The organism is Massiliimicrobium timonense, from assembly GCF_002160865.1.
GTDB lineage: Bacteria > Bacillota_I > Bacilli_A > Erysipelotrichales > Coprobacillaceae > Allocoprobacillus.
On sequence record NZ_NFLJ01000023.1, the window covers coordinates 1 to 17,091 of the forward strand.

A 17,091-nucleotide genomic window follows, 5' to 3' on the forward strand; every position below is an offset into this window, starting at 1 on the left:
ATCTGATTACAGGACTGAAGGTTCTTTATGCAAAGAAGAAGGTACCAGAAAAGTTTATAGTCAGCCATGAAGTAGCATGTCTATTAGGGACATTGATTCATGATGAACGTATTTATCAGTTGATTGAAAAAAAGAAAGGGGCAACGAATATGAGTGACTATGTATTAGGAATTAGAAAAAAAGGACGAAATGAAGGAAAAAGAATTGGACGTAATGAAGGAATCATGACGACACTTATTAAACAATTGAATCAGAAGTTTGGAAATTTATCAAAAGATACTATTAAAGAAATCAAACGAAGCAACAAGAAACAACTTAATTCTTTAACATTACATATCTTTGATATAGAAAAAGAGGAAGATATTAAAGAAATTTTACATCAATCGTTTTAAAAGAAAATAGATATTGTGTCTATTTTCTTTTTTGATGTCTTTTATACAACAAAGAATAAAGTATACTCAAAACATATTGAAAAGATATTTGGGAGTAGAATGTCGCTATTTTTTCATTATTTTCTTTATGTGGTATCAATATATGATAACGGCTATATTGAAACAAGATATCATCAGCGTTAGATGTAATCGTAATGATGGGAACATGATTATATAATAATGTTCTTAATGAATCACGATAAACATCCTGTTTAGAATAAGTAATAAACAATGCCACATCTTGAGGAGTTGCTGCCATTGAAAAAGAAATTTCTTCTCTATTTTCAGTTGCAATATAAAAGAACTTCCCAATTTTAATCAGTTTATTTGTAAAACTCATAGCAGTAATTTTTGAATCACCAATCGCATAAATAAAAACTCTTTGCGCTTTGTCTAATAAATCAACAATCTGTTCTAACTCATCAATATGAAGCTCACTATTAATAAGATCAATACTTTCTTTATAGACATTAGCAATATTATTAATAATCTGCCATGTCGGTTCATCATTTTGAAATGGGAATGAAAAATCAATATCTTGTTTAACATACTTTAATGATTCTATATGTTTCATAAAATCTATCTTGAAATCTCTAAAACCATGATAACCTAACTTTCTACATGTTCTTATAATAGTAGCATTAGATGAGTATGTAGCCTGTGCCAGTTCACCAATTGTCATATGAATAATAGATTGTGGATTATTTTTAATATAGAGAATAATTTCTAATTCTGTTTTTGTATATAATGTTTCATTTTCTAATTGATCACTCAGTCCCATAGTATCCCTCCTATTCTATTATTATATCATCTCTTTTTCATTCATACATCCTCATATTCTCTTGTTGAAAGCTTTTTATTTCATCAAAAACATGTTATAATGCACAAAAAAAGGAGGAAGTCTATGCATTATCTTGCTTGTCCAAAATGTCATGAACCACTTACACTTGATGGGAAAAGTTATCGTTGTCACAATGGCCATTGTTATGACATAGCCAAACAAAAGTATATCAATCTTTTATTAAATCCAGATAAAGCAACGAATAATCCCGGTGATAATAAAGAAAGTCTACTTTGTCGTCAACAACATCTTAATAAGGGATATTATGATGGTATTTTAAACGAGGTGATTCGCTGCATTCAAAAATATACTCATTCCCCTCGTCAGCTTTTAGATTTAGGATGCGGTGAAGGATATTACACATATCGTATGAAAGAAATGCTTCATGATCATTCTACAATCTATGGTCTAGATATATCTAAAGTAGGAATACAAATGGCCACAAAATATACCAAAGATATCTATTGGATTGTTGGAAACTCAAAAAATATTCCTATCTTTGATCATTCATTAGATGTCATTACTGCATTATTTACGGTTGTCAACATTCAAGAATTAAAACGTTGTTTAAAAGAAAAGGGATATATTATTCATGTAACTGCCAATCCTTATCATTTAGTTGAATTTAAAAAACTTATTTATGATGAAATCAAAATCAAATCTGATCAATATATTCGATTACCCTTTTCAATTGTAGAAAGCTATGACTATCAACAAACAATTCATTTAAAAAATAGAGAAGATACTTTAAACCTTCTCCAAATGACCCCACATTACTATCATATCAAAAAAGAACGTCGTCATGTTTTAGAAACTTTAGGTGAATTTGATGCAACAATAGATATTCGTATTACAGTTTATCAAGTTTTATGAAATATCAAATTCGCCACTCTGATTTAACTCTGTTTATTGATTCACCTATATCTATTCTAGAATTATTTCAACAGTTCCATTTATCCAAAAAAACAATCCATCTAATGAAACAAAATAAATTATATCTTGTCAATAATCGCTATGTTGCCCCATCTACAGTTCTCATTAAAGGTGATCAGATAACTTTCTTAGAAGCTTTTTCAAAAGATGACGGCATGTATGCTCCCGTTTATCAAGATTTAGATATTATTTTTGAAGACGAATTTTTGTTGATTGTCAATAAACCTCCCTTTTTACAGGTTTTTCCTGCTCATCAAGAAGATATAAATTCTTTAGCACATCGTGTCAGTGGTTACTATCATCAACAAGGTTACAATCTTCCTGTCCGTTTCATTCATCGTCTTGATTATGAAACAAGTGGACTGATGATTTTTGTGAAATGTCATTTTATTCAGCCTTTATTAGATTATCAACTTTCAGTCAAGAAAATTAAACGTCATTATCTGGCAATCGTAGAAGGTCAATTTAAAGATTATCAATGGCATACGATTCATCAGGCCATTGGACGTGATCGTCATCATCAACAACGTATGATTGTTCATCCTCATGGTAAAGATGCTATAACTCATTATCGTGCTATAAGCTGTCAAAATCACCTTTCACTCGTTGAATGTGTTTTGGAAAGTGGAAGAAAGCATCAAATTAGAGTCCACATGGCTTCTATTGGGCATCCTATTTTAGGCGATCGACTCTATGGTCATCCTTCATCACTTATCAATCATCAGGCATTACATGCTTATCAAATAGAAATGATTCATCCTATAACACAAAAAAAACTTTTATTCACATGTCCTCCATGTTTGGATATCAAACAAATCATTCAAAAAATAGATCCTCAATTTTGAGGATCCTTTTTCATTGTAACCATTTTCAATACATTCACATCATTAATATCAAATAAAATATGAGCATCAATTTCACGTCTTTGACCACAATCAGAAAAAATAATCATTTCTTGATCATCATCTTCTTTATAACCTGTAATACAGACCCAATGCCAATTATCATCTTCTAATTCAGGAGCCTGATGAAATAAAATTAATAAACATACTGGATGATGATCATCAATACTCTTTTTTACAAAATTCATTGCCTGTTGATAGGATTGAGGTTTTTTTAAATATACAGGTTTTAAATCAATATGTTGCTTTTGCATCACTTGACAAAAAGTTCTCGCAAATTTATATAAAAATGGATATCCATGTCTTCCCGGTGTAAAATACAAATACATAGTATTCATGATTTTTAAAAATTCCTTTTTAGAAAGCCTATGCAAAGATAAGTAATAAGTATAAAGATGACTTGCTAAAACACTGGCACATCCTGCTTTTTGTGCCCATGAATCTTCAAACCATTCCTGATTGCCACCATATCCAATAAGCTGATTGTTTTCATAAATGTGAATCATTGAAAGTTCTTTTTCCATCATTTCTCCTCCCCATTCATTGTAACATAGCGATGAAATATTGTATAATAAAAATAGTTTTCAAAAGATGGGAGGAATTATATGTCAAAAAATTTTACTGAAGTCATAAAAAATCAAACAATTCTGACAAAGAAAGAAAAAATAAATATCATCATTCAATTAAGTATTCCTACCATTCTCTCACAAATATCATCTATTCTTATGCAATATATCGATGCTGCAATGGTCGGTCATCTGGGACCTAATGCTTCAGCTTCGATTGGCATTGTTTCCACAAGTAGCTGGTTGTTAAGTGGATTATGTTCTGCTATGGCAACAAGCTTTGCAGTGCAGGTTGCTCAACTCATTGGAGCTAATCAAAATCAAAAAGCACGCAGGACTTTTCGATTAGCAATTATAACGTCATTGATTTTTTCTTCTATTCTTTTAGGATTAGGAGTTCTAGTCAATCATAGCTTATTAAAATGGTTAGGATGTGATCCTATCATCTTTAATGATGCTTCAGCTTACTTTCTTGTTTTTACTTTAAGTCTGCCTATTCTCCAAATGAACAGTTTATGCTCATCCATGTTACAATGTAGTGGGAATATGAAAATACCAAGTTTTCTCAATGCTGCGATGTGTGGTTTAGATGTTATCTATAATTTGATTTTTATTCATTACTTCGGCGTCGTTGGAGCCGCTTTAGGAACAGCTTTTGCCCAACTCACCATTGCGATTATCAATTTCTGGTATACGACATCTCGCTCTCCTCTATTACAATTCAAGAAAAATGAACCTTTCTTTTTAGAAAAACACACCCTTCAAAATGCTTTTTCAATCGGCACACCTTTGGCTTTTGAACATATTGCTATTTGTGGAGCTATGATTATGTCTACAAAAATTATTGCCCCATTAGGAACAATTGCAATAGCTGCCCATTCATTCGCTGTCACTGCCGAAAGTCTTTGTTATATGCCCGGCTATGGTCTTGAGGCAGCCGCCACAACATTAGTTGGTCAATGCATGGGTGCGAAAAGAAAAGAACTCGCTAAATCCTTTTCTAATTTCACAATCGCATTTGGTGCCATCATTATGGGTATAATTGCGATTATTATGTTCTTTATTGCTCCTTTTGTTTTTCAAATCTTAACTCCTGATTTGCAGACCCAAACTTTAGCGACCAATGTCTTAAGAATTGAATTATTAGCTGAACCCCTTTATGGTGTATCCATTGTCGCTTCTGGAGCTTTACGTGGAGCTGGTGATACACTGATTCCAAGTTTACTCAATCTATTGAGTATCTGGGGCGTACGTTTAACCTTATCCGTTATTCTTGTGCAAACAATGGGGTTATATGGTGTCTGGTTAGCAATGTGTATTGAACTTTGTGTGAGAGGACTCTTATTACTTTATCGTCAACAACGTGGAAAATGGCTACATAAAGATTTATCGTAGAAAAAAAGTTGTCACAATGACAACTTTTCTTTTCTATTTGTATTCTTACGGGAAAACGAATACGATTATAGATATTTGGGACATGCTTATCATACCATAAATAAATGAAAAATGTTTTCATATTATGAAAATTATCTATCATAAAAATAAATTTCTATCGTAAAATAAACATCATCCTGTTCATTTCTACCTTCAATCAAATAACGATGATCATCTTCCCCCATAAAAAGTTTAACCATTTCACGAGGTCTAATTTCTTTACGATATTGGATATTGATATCACGGATATAACATTGGTGATGTTTATCAAAATCAATCAAATCCAATGCCCATTGAATATAACGTGTATTGTTCATATGTTGATTGATATCAACATCACTATATAAAACTTCACGATCTTTGATATATGTCATTTCCAGATTTTTTTGAATCATTGGTGGTAAATCTAATAATGGTTCTTTAGAAACTTCGGGAAAAATAATACCAATCTTTTGTGGTGATACCATTCTTCTTTTTTGAATGTCTAATAATGTCCAGACAGAAGAACATGTTCCTATCACTTTTTGATTCTTTTTTATATAATAATATCTTGGAAAAGATACAAATGATCCTTTTGAAATTGTTGTTGATAATTCAATTTCATCCTGATAGCGAATAGGTTCATCTAAATGTAAATATTGTTTGGCGACCACCCATCCATATTGGGACATCATCGCTTGATTCCAGACACCAATTTTCATTGCATTCACAGTCGCAATCTGAGAAAAAAGATTCAAAAGATGATGAAAAAAGTATTCTCCTATATCATCTACTTCATTGATTTCTATTGTTTTCTTTTCAGTACTTATTAAATTTTGATCCATAATTTCACTTCCTTAGTGTCTATTATAATAAAAATTCATAAAGATTTCACATATTTTCATTTTTTCCTAGTCGAAAAGCAAAATTATATGTATAATAGAGAGGTATGAAAGGAAGTTTGAATTTATGCTTGATGTTGTTTCATTAATCTTATCATTTATCTTAGGACTTGTTTTTTTATGGTTTACATATTCTATTGTTAATATTCTTGTTACATTTTTCCGTTGTCGTAAACAAGATCATTCTTTAGAACTTTGTTTAAATACGGGAGGATATATTTTTTATACTATTCTCACACTTGTTTATCTTATTGCAACTGTTGGTGGAATCATTTTAATCATTTATGGTTTAATAACTTCTAATATGAGTTTTTTCCATAATGGTATAAATATTATTGCATTCATCTCTGTTGTTTATGCTTACTTTGCTTCAACGATTGTCCTCGTTGGACGTAAAAACTTGATGGTTGGAAGAATGTTAATAGATTATCGTAAACTAAAAAAAGTCAATTATACCTACAACAACAAAGTAACTTTTGTCTATGCTCAAAAAGATTATAGTTTTCCTACAAGATTTGTAAATAAAACCAAATTAAGAAAAATGATTTCTCGATAATAAAAACACGATTTTTCGTGTTTTTATTTTTGTATATCAAATTGACTATAATATAAATGATGATAAAAACCATGTTGTTCTAATAATTCTTCATGTTTTCCTTGTTCAATAATTTGACCATGATTCATTACTAAAATCTGATCTGCTTTTTGAATCGTTGACAAACGATGAGCCACAATAAAAGTTGTTCTTCCTTTCATCATCAAATCAAATGCTTCTTGAATCTGTCTTTCTGTACGGGTATCAATAGAACTTGTGGCTTCATCTAAAATCAGCATAGGTGGTTTAACAAGCATAATACGGGCAATACAAAGAAGTTGTCTTTGACCCTGAGAAAGATTTCCTCCATCCTCACTAATGAGTGTATCATAACCATCTTTTAATTGAATGATGAATTTATGAGCATGTGCTTTTTTAGCAGCTGCAATAATTTCTTCATCACTGGCTTTTTGACCATAGGCAATATTCTCTTTAATCGTTCCTTGAAACAGCCATGAATCTTGTAAAACCATCCCATAAAGACTGCGTACATATTCACGACTCATATTTTGAATATTGATTCCATCAATCAGAATTTGACCTTGTTGGGGTTCATAAAAACGCATCAACAAATTAATCAATGTTGTTTTCCCACAACCTGTTGGCCCAACAATCGCAATCGTTTGACCAGGTTTAGCTTCAACATTTAAATTTTCAATCAATGGTTTGTTAGGATCATAGGAAAAAGCAAGATTTTGAATTTGGACATGACCTTCTCGATGAGCAAGAGTCTGTGTTTTTGACTGCTGAGGCTCTGATGGTGTATCAAGCAAATGAAAAACACGCGTGGCACAGGCAAGAGCTGTCTGAAGTTCAGTAAACACGTTAGAAATTTCATTAAATGGTTTGGTATACTGATTGGCATAACTTAAAAAACTTGATAAAGCTCCTACTGTCATATATCCTGCAATCACGTATAAAGAACCCGCTATACAAACACTAGCATAGACAATATTATTCACAACTCTAGTACTTGGATTGGCTAAGGCCCCTAAAAACTGTGATTTGACACCACTCACATAAACACGTTGATTGATTTCTTCAAAACGTTCCTGATTTTTTTGTTCATAACCAAAAGCTTTAATCACCTTGACTCCACCTATCATTTCCTCTACATAAGCACCCAGTTCTCCTCTTAAAGCTAGTTGTTCCTGAAAAAACTTATATGTTTTATTGGCAATAATTGTAGCAACAACAAGCGATAAAGGTGTTAATACAATAACAATCAAAGCAACTGTTGTTTGAATATATAACATAAAACAGATTGTCCCAATAATTGTCGCAATACCATTAAACAAATGAGTAAAGCCTTGTAATAAACCATCGCCAATTAAATCAATATCATTAATCATACGACTTAATAAATCTCCATGTGCATGTTGATCAATATATCGTAAAGGTAATGTTGAATACTTTTGAAATAACTGATCACGTAAATCTTTGGTGATAGAATAGGTCATACGATTTGATAATCTGACAACCATCCAGTCGAATATTTCAGCAATGATTACACTCATCAAAATCCATAACATCTTTTGAAAAAGCAAATCAAACTCAACAAGCCCCTTTCCAATAATATGATCAACAGCCTGACCAATAAATACAGGAATCAACAATGTAAAAATAATCTGTCCTGAAGAACAAATCAACGCAAAATATAAATATTTCATATAAGGTCGGCAAAACGATAGTAAACGACCTATGGTTTGACGATTCATGATGCCACCTCCTTTGATAACTGAGAATGAACGATTTGTTGATAAATTTCACAGTTTTCCAATAATTCATCATGTTTTCCTATTCCTACCAATTCTCCATGACTTAACACAAGAATCTTATCTGCATACATAATGGCACTGACACGCTGTGATACAATAATTGTTGTTTGTGGTAACGATGCAATGGCTTTTCTTAAAGCAGCATCTGTCGCAAAATCCAACGCACTGGCACTGTCATCAAGAATCAAGAGTTCAGGATTTCTCACTAATGCTCTCGCAATTGTTAAACGTTGCTTTTGCCCGCCAGATAAATTATGACCACCTTGTGTGATATGACTATAAATACCATCTTTCCACTCTTTTACAAATGATGCCTGTGCCAAGTTTAAGGCTTCAATGATTTCATCATCACTGGCATCTTCTTTTCCAAAGCATATATTATCTTTAATTGTTCCCGTAAAAAGCAATGCCTGTTGTGGTACAAAACCTATCATTTGTCGTAAAGATTGTAAAGAATAATTTTGAATAGGCCTATCCTTAATATAAATCTGCCCCTGTGAAGCTTCATAAAAACGGGGAATTAAATTCACCAATGTTGACTTTCCAGACCCTGTTCCCCCAATAATTCCAACAGTTTCCCCTTTTTCAATAGAAAATGATAAATCACTTAAAGCATGGCTTCCCTGATAAGAAAAACTGACATGATCAAAAGTCACCAATGCTCCTTCATGATGATCCATTTTCTGCAAACCATCTTGAATAACGGGTTGAATAGACAATACTTCTTTCACACGTTTATAACAAGCTGTCGCTTTGTTATAAATGACAATAACATTCGCAAAGGCAAACATAGATAATAAAATCTGATTCATATAATTGATTAATGCAATGACTTCTCCCTGTAAAAGTGTTCCACTATTGACCTTTAAACTTCCTACATACAAAATCATTAAAATCGCACAATTCACAATCACACTCGTACTAGGATTGAGTAGTGCTGATAATTTTCCTACACGCATCTGCATATCTTTTTGTTTTTGTGTAGCTTGATGAAAACGTTCTTTTTCTTGATTTTGTTTAGAAAATGCACGAATCACACGTATTCCTGCTAAATTTTCACGACAAATCAATGAAACATGATCTAATTGTTTTTGAATCTTTAAATACAAAGGTAAAGAACGTGACATCACAAGATAAATAGATAAAGCTAACAAAGGCGCTGCACAAATAAAAATCAATGACATTGATACATTAATACGAAAAGCCATGATTAATGAACCTATAATTAAAAATGGTGAACGTGAAGCTAGACGAATCGTCATCGCAACAGCTAATTGTAATTGATTCGTATCATTTGTAATACGTGTCATCAATGATGGAATTCCAATTTTATCTATATTTTCATAATCATAAGCATTAATTGCTTTAAACATATCATTTCTTAAATATGTCCCAAATCCTTGAGAAGTCTTTGAAGCAAAATATTGACATACCAAAGCACAACTATATCCTGAAATAGCCAAAATAAATAATAGAATCCCTTTATGTAAAATATATTGTTGATCTTTAGCCGCAATCCCATAATCAATAATATCGGCAACGACAATAGGAACAATCAATTCAAAAAAAGCCTCAATTAATTTAAATAAAAAACCAATAATTGCCTGTTTACGATAAGGTTTTAGATATTTCATCCACATCTTGATCATCCTTTCTTGATTTATTATAGCGAAAAATGTATTATATGTATAATATATATAAAATATAATTTTTATACTTTTAAAATATGGTGATAACATGGATATTAAACAAATGATTTATTTTAAAACAATTGTTGAGGAAGGTACCATTTCCAAAGCTGCCCAAACTTTACATATGGCACAACCACCTTTATCTATGCAGCTTAAACAATTAGAAGATGAATTAGGTGTGACCTTATTAAAAAGAGGACATCGTAAGGTTGAATTAACACAGGCAGGTAAGATTTTTTATAAAAGAAGCTTACAAATGATTTCTTTAAATGAAATGACCTTTCATGAAATTCAAGATATGCAAAATGAAGTCTTAAGAGTCGGTATTACTTCTTCCAACTCCAGCATTCTTCCTATATATCTTTCCCAGAATCCTTATCTTTTTCAACTTTCTTTTCGCATTTATGAAGGGAGTACCTATGAAATTATTGATTTATTATTATCACATCATATTGATTTAGGGATTGTACGTACGCCTTTTGACCAAAGTCAACTTGACTGTCAACCCTTTTTAAGAGAACCCATGATAGCCGTAGGGAAATCAACCTTGTTAAATCCAGAAATGACACATATGTCTGACTATCAAAATAAACCACTCATTATTCATCAGCGTTATCTTTCACTCATTACTGATTATTGTTTAAATTTGCATTTTCATCCTCATATTCAAGTCACCTGCGATGACTCCAGAACCTCCTTGCAATGGGCCAAAGCAGGTCTAGGCATTGCGATTGTTCCCCAAAGCATTTTATCATTTTTATATGATCCTCAACTCATCAATGTTATTATTGAAGATGACAATTTAAAAACAGATTTAACAATGATTACAAGACAGAATGAAATTCTAAACCCTTCTATTCAATCATTAATACAACTCATTCATCAAAAAGGAGAAAATATATGCATATCGCACAATTTATAAAATTAGAGATTATTATTTTACATCTTTTAAAACAGCAAGATTTATCTAGTGATCAGATCTATGATATTCTTAAAAAGCATTTTACAGTTATTGAAGGAGAACTTTTAACTTCATTGTACTTTCTCAGTCAAACACAGATGATTTCTATTCATAGCTATCATCAGCAGCTCATCTATCATATCGAAGAAGCGGGTTGTTCGCGTTATACAACATTAAAAAGAGAGTATCAGCATATTCATCAAGAAATGGAGGTTTTATTTCAAAATGAAAAAACAGAAATTTAAAAATCCTATCACCCAAAAATATTATCACCAACTTTATAAATCTTTCCCACTACATAATCTTCATGAAAAAGAATTTCTCAAATTAATAAAGATCAGACTTCACGAATATGAAAACTCTCATTTAGAAGCTACGTATCAAGATTATATTGAACGTTTTGGTCTTCCTGAAGATATTATTATTTTCTTTTATCAGCATTATGATGACCACTATGTGATTACACATATGAAATCAAGAAAGATTATTAAATACAGTTCTTTTATCATCGTTCCTCTTATCATTATAAGCCTTGTTTATGTATTATGGACAACATATCACTACTATCAAGATTATAAAAATATGATGGAAAGTTTTCCTGCTTATGAGGAAGAAATTATTTATGATTATGGAACAATCTCAATGGATGAATAAACATTGAGATTGTTTTTATATGAAGAATAAGAATTTTGTTATTTTCCTTGCTTTAATGCTTTCCACTCATCTTCTAAAATAGACATTATAATATCATCGGCATAACTATCACCATCCATAATAGCATCTCTTAAAACACCTTCTTGCTTAAATCCTGCCTTTAAGTATACTTTCTCTGCTCTAGAGTTAAATGAATACACATCTAATTCTAAACGATGTAATTTCAATTTTTCAAAAGCAAAATCTCGAGTGATTTCTGTTGCCCATGTACCAATGCCTTTTCCTCTTTCTGTCTGTTGATAAAGAGCAATTCGAAAATTAGCACACCTCAAATTCCAATCAATTTCATTGATTACACTTTCACCTATGATTGCTCCATTGGGTGCTATAATTAAAAAGAAATATCTATCATCTGCTTTGATTGATTTTAGAAAAAAAGATATGACTTCTTCTTTTGTAAATTCTTCTTTACACCCTGTCAATCGTGCTACTTCCTTATCTAATGGACAATAATTTTGTTCATAATAATTGATTGCATCATCCTCTTTAGCTAAACGTATAACAAAACCATCCTTTTTATCAATAATATCTGTATTCATATAAACCATTTCTCCTTTACAATGCTCACTATTAACTTCGTTTGAAATTATATTATCAAAATCATTCGCATTCATTTATTAAAAAATATTCATCAAAACTGATATAAGTCGTTATCTTATTTGTTATAGACCTATTAACTTTTACTTGATTTAAAAACAGCAATAAAAATATTGCTGTTTTATAAAATATGATCTCTTTTTTGTTTATCCAAATCAATATTAGGTAAAGTAAATCCTCTACCTTTGACACTATGAATTTCACTACCAATAATAAATGCTGTTGGATCAATAGTCATGACCAAATCATTAATCACAGGATATTCACGATTATTGACAACACAAAGAACAGCTTTTTGTTGGTCATGGAAATATCCTGTTGTCACATTGACAAAGGTGCATCCCCTATCAATTTCCTTAAAAATAGCTTCTGCAATTTCTTCATGATGTGCTGAAATCACCAATACCTGTAAATTCTTTTCACCAAAGATAGTGACCTTATCTAAGACAATAGCTGTAATAAAGACGGTAATAATTCCATATAAGATACCTTCAAAGCTTGTAAAGAAAGCTTGTCCTAATAATACAACAACATCAAACAAGTAAACACAGACACCTAACGAAATATGAAATTTCTTATTAATAATAATGGGTGGTATATCTGTTCCCCCAGTACTATAACCAATTCTAAAAACGATACCACATCCCAGTCCGGTAAATAATCCAGCATAAATTGTCGATAATAACATATCTGATGTCAAGTGCTGTAATTGTGGCATAGATTCAAACATCGCCAGAAAAAACGGAAATATAATCGAACTTAAAATCGTTCCTGCAGCAAATTTTTTACCTAAAACAATAAATCCAAGTAACAACATCGCCATATTGATGACAAAGACAACTGTAGCATAATTGACCGAAATAAATTCACAGACAATCAAAGCAATCCCAGTTGCTCCAGCAACAATTAAATCTGAAGGGACTGCAAAAACTGCAACACCAAAGGCAAGTATCAAATTTCCAATAATGACAATGATTGTATCACGTAAAAGATGCTTTGCCTGATGCATTAGTCATCCTCCTTTACTTGTGATTTTAAATAAGCATATATACAGTCATCTAAATCTCCATCTAAAATGGCTTTAGGATTATTTGACTCATATTGACTACGATTATCTTTTACCATCGAATAAGGATGTAAAACATAAGAACGAATTTGACTACCCCACTCAATCGCTTTTTGTTCTCCTTTAATCTCACTTAGCTCCTGTGCCTGTTTTTCTAACATTAACTGATATAATTTAGATTTCAACATAATCATCGCCTGTTCACGGTTTTGAATCTGTGAACGCTGTGATTGACATGTCACAACAATATGTGTAGGAAGATGAGTAATACGAATCGCTGAATCTGTTTTATTAATATGCTGTCCTCCAGCCCCAGAAGCACGATAAGTATCAATACGAATATCATGTGGATCAATTTCAATTTCGATATCGTTATCAAATTCTGGCATCACATCAACCGAAGCAAATGATGTATGACGGCGTTTGGATGCATCAAATGGTGAAATACGTACCAGACGATGAACACCTTTTTCAGCTTTAAGATGCCCATAAGCATTATAACCTATCATACGTAAACTTACTGATTTTAATCCTGCTTCTTCACCATCCAAATAATCTAAGACTTCTATTTTCCAACCTTTTTTATCTGCATATCTTTGATACATACGCATTAACATGGCAGCCCAATCCTGTGACTCTGTTCCCCCAGCACCAGGATGAATTTCTAACAAGGCGTTATGATGATCATATTGACCAGAAAATAACAATGTTTTTTCAAAATCATTCATTTCTTTTTCAAAAACACCATAATCTTCATCTAAAACAGCCTTAAAATCAGCATCATCATTTTCTTTGACATACTGGTAGGTTTCTTCTAACTCATCTAAAGTTTTTACCAAATACTCATATGTATCAACTTTCTTTTTCATTTCATTTAATTGATCATATATCTTTCTGGCATGATCTTGATCATTCCAGAAATTCTCATCCATTGTTTGTACTGTCAAACCTTCAATTTCTCTTTTCAAACCTTCAATATCAATAGAAACAAAAAGTTCCTTGAGTAAAGAACGGGCTTTTTCAAGCCCATCCTTCATTTCATATAATTCCATTAATCTGCTTTAAACTCCAATTCAATTTGCACTGATGGAATCTGTTTTTCCTGTTCACTACCAGGAGCAATACCCATATGAACAATGTTTCTTGTAATATCTTGAGAAATTGATTTTGTCATTTCTTCAAACATATAAAAGGCTTCTTCAGTATATTCTTGAAGTGGATCTCTTTGTGCATAAGCACGTAAGTAAATTCCATTTCTTAATTTTTGCATAGCATCAATATGATTGATCCATGTATGATCAATGACACCTAATAAAATTCTTCTTTCATAATCTAATTTAATTTCAGCTGGTAAATCTTTATTAAATCTATTTTGATACTGCAAATAAACAATTTCAGATAAACTATTTGTTAATTTTTTAGCATCTTGTTCTACAACATCTTTATTTTTAGCAACTAAAGTAGCTAATAACATATAGTTTTTAGAAATATAATTTAATGCACCATCAACATCAACATGTTCTTTTTTACCATCATGTTTTGTAAACTGACGAACAGTATTTTCCACCGCCTGTTCAAACATTCCTTTCACAATTGGACCTAAATCAGTCTGTGACATAATATCATCACGTTCTTTATACATGATTTCACGTTGTTGTCGCATCACATCATCATATTGTAATAATTGCTTACGAATATCAAAGTTCTGTCCTTCAACACGTTTTTGAGCATTTTCAATTGATTTTGTTACCATCTTACTTTCAATAGCTTCATCTTCTAAGAAAGAACCCATTCTTTCCTTCATCTTTTCATTCGCAAATCTTTGCATTAATTCATCTTCAAATGAAACAAAGAACAATGAACACCCAGGATCTCCTTGACGACCAGAACGACCTCTTAACTGATTATCAATACGTCTTGATTCATGTCTTTCACTACCAATAACCATCAATCCACCTAATTCCGGTACACCTTCACCTAATTTGATGTCCGTACCACGACCAGCCATGTTTGTCGCAATAGTGACTGCACCCATCACACCTGCTTTTTCAATAATCAAAGCTTCTTTCGCATGATTTTTTGCATTCAAGACATTATGCTTAATTCCTCGTTTATTTAACATCTTACTTAATAATTCAGAAGTTTCTACTGAAACAGTTCCTAATAACACAGGTTGACCATAGCTATGTCTTCTTTCTACCTCATCACAAATTGCTTTATATTTAGCAGATTGTTTTGCGAAAACCAAATCTGGTTTATCATCACGAATCACAGGTTTATTCGTTGGAATTTCTACAACACGCATATTATAGATTGTTCTAAATTCTTCTTCTTCTGTTTTGGCAGTTCCTGTCATCCCTGCTAATTTATTGAATAAACGGAAGAAGTTTTGATAAGTGATAGTTGCTAGAGTGACAGTTTCCTCTTTAATAGGAACACCTTCTTTAGCTTCAAGTGCCTGATGCAACCCATCACTATAAGCACGACCTGGCATCACACGACCTGTAAACTGATCAATAATCATAATACTGGCATTACGAATATCATGACTTCCATCTTCTGTCGCAATCATATATTCAACATTTAAACTCATTGTATAGTTAGCTTTCAATGCTTGATTGATATGATGAACTAAAGCTGTATGTTCAGGATCATATAAATTTTGAATTTTAAATGCCTTTTCTGCCTTATTAATTCCTTCGGCTGTTAAAGCGACTGTTTTACTTTCAATATCAACTTCATAATCTTTTTCTTCACGTAAAGATTTTACAAATTTATCAGCTTGAACATATAAAGCAGCTGTATTTTTCTTACCACCAGAAATAATCAATGGAGTTCTTGATTCATCAATCAAAATAGAGTCAACCTCATCGACCAACGCAAAATTCAATGGTCTTAAAACCTTATCTTCCAAACGTGTGACCATATTATCTCTTAAATAATCAAATCCAAGTTCAGCATTTGTTGTATACGTAATATCACACGCATGTTGAGCTCTTTTTTCATCTTTTGTCAGTTCACGTTTGTTAAGTCCTACTGTTAAACCTAAAAACTCATAAACTTTTCCATTATCTGTTTTATCACGTTCTGCCAGATAATCATTGACAGTCACCACGTGAACTCCTTCTCCAGTTAAAGCATTTAAATAAACCGGAAAAATAGATGTTAAAGTTTTACCTTCACCTGTTTTCATTTCCGCAATATCACCATTGTGTAAAGAAATGGCACCCATCAGCTGCACTTTAAAAGCTTTTAAACCTAAACGTCTATATGCTGCTTCACGTACTGTTGCAAAGGCTTCAACCAAGATATCATCCAATGTTTCTCCGTTTTTTAGGCGTTCTTTAAAAAGTTCTGTTTGATGAGCCAATTCTTCGTCACTCATCGCCTGATATTGAGGTTCCAGATCCATAATCTGTAAAGCCTGTTTTTCAAGTTTCTTTAATATTTTATTATCCTGTGAAAAAGCCTTTTTGATAGAACCAAATAATCCTTTTTTCTCTTTTTGTGGTGTTGTTTTAAATTCAATAGGCTGTTGTGGTTTTTTCACAACATCATCAAATGTTTCAACAACAACATCTTCACCTAAATCATCATTTAAATCCACAATTTCAGCATTCGGATTTAATCCAAGTTCTTCCAATTCTTTGGCTTCTTTCTTTTTTATTTGTTTTCTAATTTCTTGTTTTTTACTTGCCATG

The 17,091-nt window shown here is 31.8% G+C and carries 17 protein-coding genes; 8 read left to right on the top strand and 9 right to left on the bottom strand.

Annotation, left to right across the window (positions count from 1 at the left end):
* A partial coding sequence (locus B5E75_RS08515) for a DUF4351 domain-containing protein (protein ID WP_143746950.1) occupies positions 1 to 392 on the top strand: 392 nt, incomplete at its 5' end.
* Positions 393 to 411: 19 nt separating this feature from the next.
* Here B5E75_RS08515 and B5E75_RS08520 read toward each other — a convergent pair.
* Entirely contained in the window at positions 412 to 1,212 is an 801-nt protein-coding gene (locus B5E75_RS08520; protein ID WP_087358370.1) for a MurR/RpiR family transcriptional regulator, read from the bottom strand.
* A 123-nt stretch (positions 1,213 to 1,335) separates the two neighbouring features.
* Here B5E75_RS08520 and B5E75_RS08525 point away from each other — a divergent pair, with 123 nt between their 5' ends.
* Together B5E75_RS08525 and B5E75_RS08530 are read left to right on the top strand one after the other, a co-directional pair.
* Positions 1,336 to 2,145 (top strand): putative RNA methyltransferase, encoded by an 810-nt coding sequence (locus B5E75_RS08525; RefSeq protein WP_087358371.1) that lies wholly within the window; start codon positions 1,336 to 1,338, stop codon positions 2,143 to 2,145.
* Positions 2,142 to 3,050: an RluA family pseudouridine synthase gene (locus tag B5E75_RS08530; protein ID WP_087358373.1), complete on the top strand. Its 909-nt coding sequence runs from the start codon at positions 2,142 to 2,144 to the stop codon at positions 3,048 to 3,050. The genes B5E75_RS08525 and B5E75_RS08530 overlap by 4 nt, the downstream gene beginning before the upstream one ends.
* Here B5E75_RS08530 and B5E75_RS08535 read toward each other — a convergent pair.
* The gene (locus tag B5E75_RS08535; RefSeq protein ID WP_087358375.1) at positions 3,041 to 3,631 is read right to left on the bottom strand and encodes a hypothetical protein; all 591 of its coding nucleotides are present in this window, start codon (positions 3,629 to 3,631) and stop codon (positions 3,041 to 3,043) included. The genes B5E75_RS08530 and B5E75_RS08535 overlap by 10 nt on opposite strands.
* 81 nt (positions 3,632 to 3,712) lie before the next feature.
* Here B5E75_RS08535 and B5E75_RS08540 point away from each other — a divergent pair, with 81 nt between their 5' ends.
* A complete protein-coding gene (locus tag B5E75_RS08540) occupies positions 3,713 to 5,068 on the top strand; it encodes an MATE family efflux transporter (protein ID WP_087358378.1) in 1,356 nt (451 codons plus the stop codon).
* A gap of 131 nt (positions 5,069 to 5,199) precedes the next feature.
* Here B5E75_RS08540 and B5E75_RS08545 read toward each other — a convergent pair whose 3' ends face one another.
* Positions 5,200 to 5,931: an acyl-[acyl-carrier-protein] thioesterase gene (locus tag B5E75_RS08545; RefSeq protein WP_087358380.1), complete on the bottom strand. Its 732-nt coding sequence runs from the start codon at positions 5,929 to 5,931 to the stop codon at positions 5,200 to 5,202.
* A 124-nt stretch (positions 5,932 to 6,055) separates the two neighbouring features.
* Between B5E75_RS08545 and B5E75_RS08550 the strand changes: the two genes are divergently transcribed.
* The gene (locus B5E75_RS08550) at positions 6,056 to 6,544 is read left to right on the top strand and encodes a hypothetical protein (protein WP_087358382.1); all 489 of its coding nucleotides are present in this window, start codon (positions 6,056 to 6,058) and stop codon (positions 6,542 to 6,544) included.
* Positions 6,545 to 6,567: 23 nt separating this feature from the next.
* On the opposite strand, the gene B5E75_RS08555 is transcribed toward B5E75_RS08550, so the two are convergent.
* Both B5E75_RS08555 and B5E75_RS08560 read right to left on the bottom strand, forming a co-directional pair.
* Positions 6,568 to 8,301, bottom strand: coding sequence for an ABC transporter ATP-binding protein (locus B5E75_RS08555; protein WP_087358384.1), 1,734 nt, complete (start codon positions 8,299 to 8,301; stop codon positions 6,568 to 6,570).
* On the bottom strand, positions 8,298 to 10,001 hold the full coding sequence (locus B5E75_RS08560; protein WP_087358385.1) for an ABC transporter ATP-binding protein: 1,704 nt from the start codon (positions 9,999 to 10,001) through the stop codon (positions 8,298 to 8,300). Before B5E75_RS08560 ends, B5E75_RS08555 begins: the two co-directional genes overlap by 4 nt.
* Positions 10,002 to 10,098: 97 nt before the next feature.
* Between B5E75_RS08560 and B5E75_RS08565 the strand changes: the two genes are divergently transcribed.
* From B5E75_RS08565 to B5E75_RS08575, 3 genes are read left to right on the top strand one after another with little or no spacing between them, the layout of a single operon-like run.
* On the top strand, positions 10,099 to 10,974 hold the full coding sequence (locus tag B5E75_RS08565) for a LysR family transcriptional regulator (RefSeq protein ID WP_087358387.1): 876 nt from the start codon (positions 10,099 to 10,101) through the stop codon (positions 10,972 to 10,974).
* On the top strand, positions 10,953 to 11,258 hold the full coding sequence (locus B5E75_RS08570; RefSeq protein WP_087358390.1) for a hypothetical protein: 306 nt from the start codon (positions 10,953 to 10,955) through the stop codon (positions 11,256 to 11,258). The genes B5E75_RS08565 and B5E75_RS08570 overlap by 22 nt, the downstream gene beginning before the upstream one ends.
* Positions 11,239 to 11,667, top strand: coding sequence for a DUF6120 family protein (locus B5E75_RS08575; RefSeq protein ID WP_087358392.1), 429 nt, complete (start codon positions 11,239 to 11,241; stop codon positions 11,665 to 11,667). Before B5E75_RS08570 ends, B5E75_RS08575 begins: the two co-directional genes overlap by 20 nt.
* 38 nt (positions 11,668 to 11,705) lie before the next feature.
* On the opposite strand, the gene B5E75_RS08580 is transcribed toward B5E75_RS08575, so the two are convergent.
* The 4 genes from B5E75_RS08580 to secA form a co-directional block, all read right to left on the bottom strand.
* Positions 11,706 to 12,266 (bottom strand): GNAT family N-acetyltransferase, encoded by a 561-nt coding sequence (locus tag B5E75_RS08580; protein ID WP_087358394.1) that lies wholly within the window; start codon positions 12,264 to 12,266, stop codon positions 11,706 to 11,708.
* A 179-nt stretch (positions 12,267 to 12,445) separates the two neighbouring features.
* Complete coding sequence (locus B5E75_RS08585; RefSeq protein WP_087358396.1) at positions 12,446 to 13,333, bottom strand: YitT family protein; 888 nt, start codon at positions 13,331 to 13,333, stop codon at positions 12,446 to 12,448.
* Entirely contained in the window at positions 13,333 to 14,442 is a 1,110-nt protein-coding gene (gene prfB / locus B5E75_RS08590; RefSeq protein WP_087358398.1) for a peptide chain release factor 2, read from the bottom strand. The genes B5E75_RS08585 and prfB overlap by 1 nt, the downstream gene beginning before the upstream one ends.
* Entirely contained in the window at positions 14,442 to 17,090 is a 2,649-nt protein-coding gene (gene secA, locus B5E75_RS08595) for a preprotein translocase subunit SecA (protein ID WP_087358400.1), read from the bottom strand. Before secA ends, prfB begins: the two co-directional genes overlap by 1 nt.
* Position 17,091 lies beyond the last annotated feature (1 nt).

What these genes read in the sequence shown, in the direction of transcription:
- B5E75_RS08525 (WP_087358371.1), top strand. Translation starts at nt 1,336, where the DNA reads ATGCATTATCTTGCTTGTCCAAAATGTCATGAACCACTTACACTTGAT.
- B5E75_RS08520 (WP_087358370.1), bottom strand. Translation starts at nt 1,212, where the DNA reads ATGGGACTGAGTGATCAATTAGAAAATGAAACATTATATACAAAAACA.
- B5E75_RS08570 (WP_087358390.1), top strand. Translation starts at nt 10,953, where the DNA reads ATGCATATCGCACAATTTATAAAATTAGAGATTATTATTTTACATCTT.
- B5E75_RS08560 (WP_087358385.1), bottom strand. Translation starts at nt 10,001, where the DNA reads ATGTGGATGAAATATCTAAAACCTTATCGTAAACAGGCAATTATTGGT.
- B5E75_RS08545 (WP_087358380.1), bottom strand. Translation starts at nt 5,931, where the DNA reads ATGGATCAAAATTTAATAAGTACTGAAAAGAAAACAATAGAAATCAAT.
- secA (WP_087358400.1), bottom strand. Translation starts at nt 17,090, where the DNA reads ATGGCAAGTAAAAAACAAGAAATTAGAAAACAAATAAAAAAGAAAGAA.
- B5E75_RS08575 (WP_087358392.1), top strand. Translation starts at nt 11,239, where the DNA reads ATGAAAAAACAGAAATTTAAAAATCCTATCACCCAAAAATATTATCAC.
- B5E75_RS08555 (WP_087358384.1), bottom strand. Translation starts at nt 8,301, where the DNA reads ATGAATCGTCAAACCATAGGTCGTTTACTATCGTTTTGCCGACCTTAT.
- B5E75_RS08550 (WP_087358382.1), top strand. Translation starts at nt 6,056, where the DNA reads ATGCTTGATGTTGTTTCATTAATCTTATCATTTATCTTAGGACTTGTT.
- B5E75_RS08540 (WP_087358378.1), top strand. Translation starts at nt 3,713, where the DNA reads ATGTCAAAAAATTTTACTGAAGTCATAAAAAATCAAACAATTCTGACA.
- B5E75_RS08535 (WP_087358375.1), bottom strand. Translation starts at nt 3,631, where the DNA reads ATGGAAAAAGAACTTTCAATGATTCACATTTATGAAAACAATCAGCTT.
- B5E75_RS08565 (WP_087358387.1), top strand. Translation starts at nt 10,099, where the DNA reads ATGGATATTAAACAAATGATTTATTTTAAAACAATTGTTGAGGAAGGT.
- B5E75_RS08530 (WP_087358373.1), top strand. Translation starts at nt 2,142, where the DNA reads ATGAAATATCAAATTCGCCACTCTGATTTAACTCTGTTTATTGATTCA.
- B5E75_RS08585 (WP_087358396.1), bottom strand. Translation starts at nt 13,333, where the DNA reads ATGCATCAGGCAAAGCATCTTTTACGTGATACAATCATTGTCATTATT.
- prfB (WP_087358398.1), bottom strand. Translation starts at nt 14,442, where the DNA reads ATGGAATTATATGAAATGAAGGATGGGCTTGAAAAAGCCCGTTCTTTA.
- B5E75_RS08580 (WP_087358394.1), bottom strand. Translation starts at nt 12,266, where the DNA reads ATGAATACAGATATTATTGATAAAAAGGATGGTTTTGTTATACGTTTA.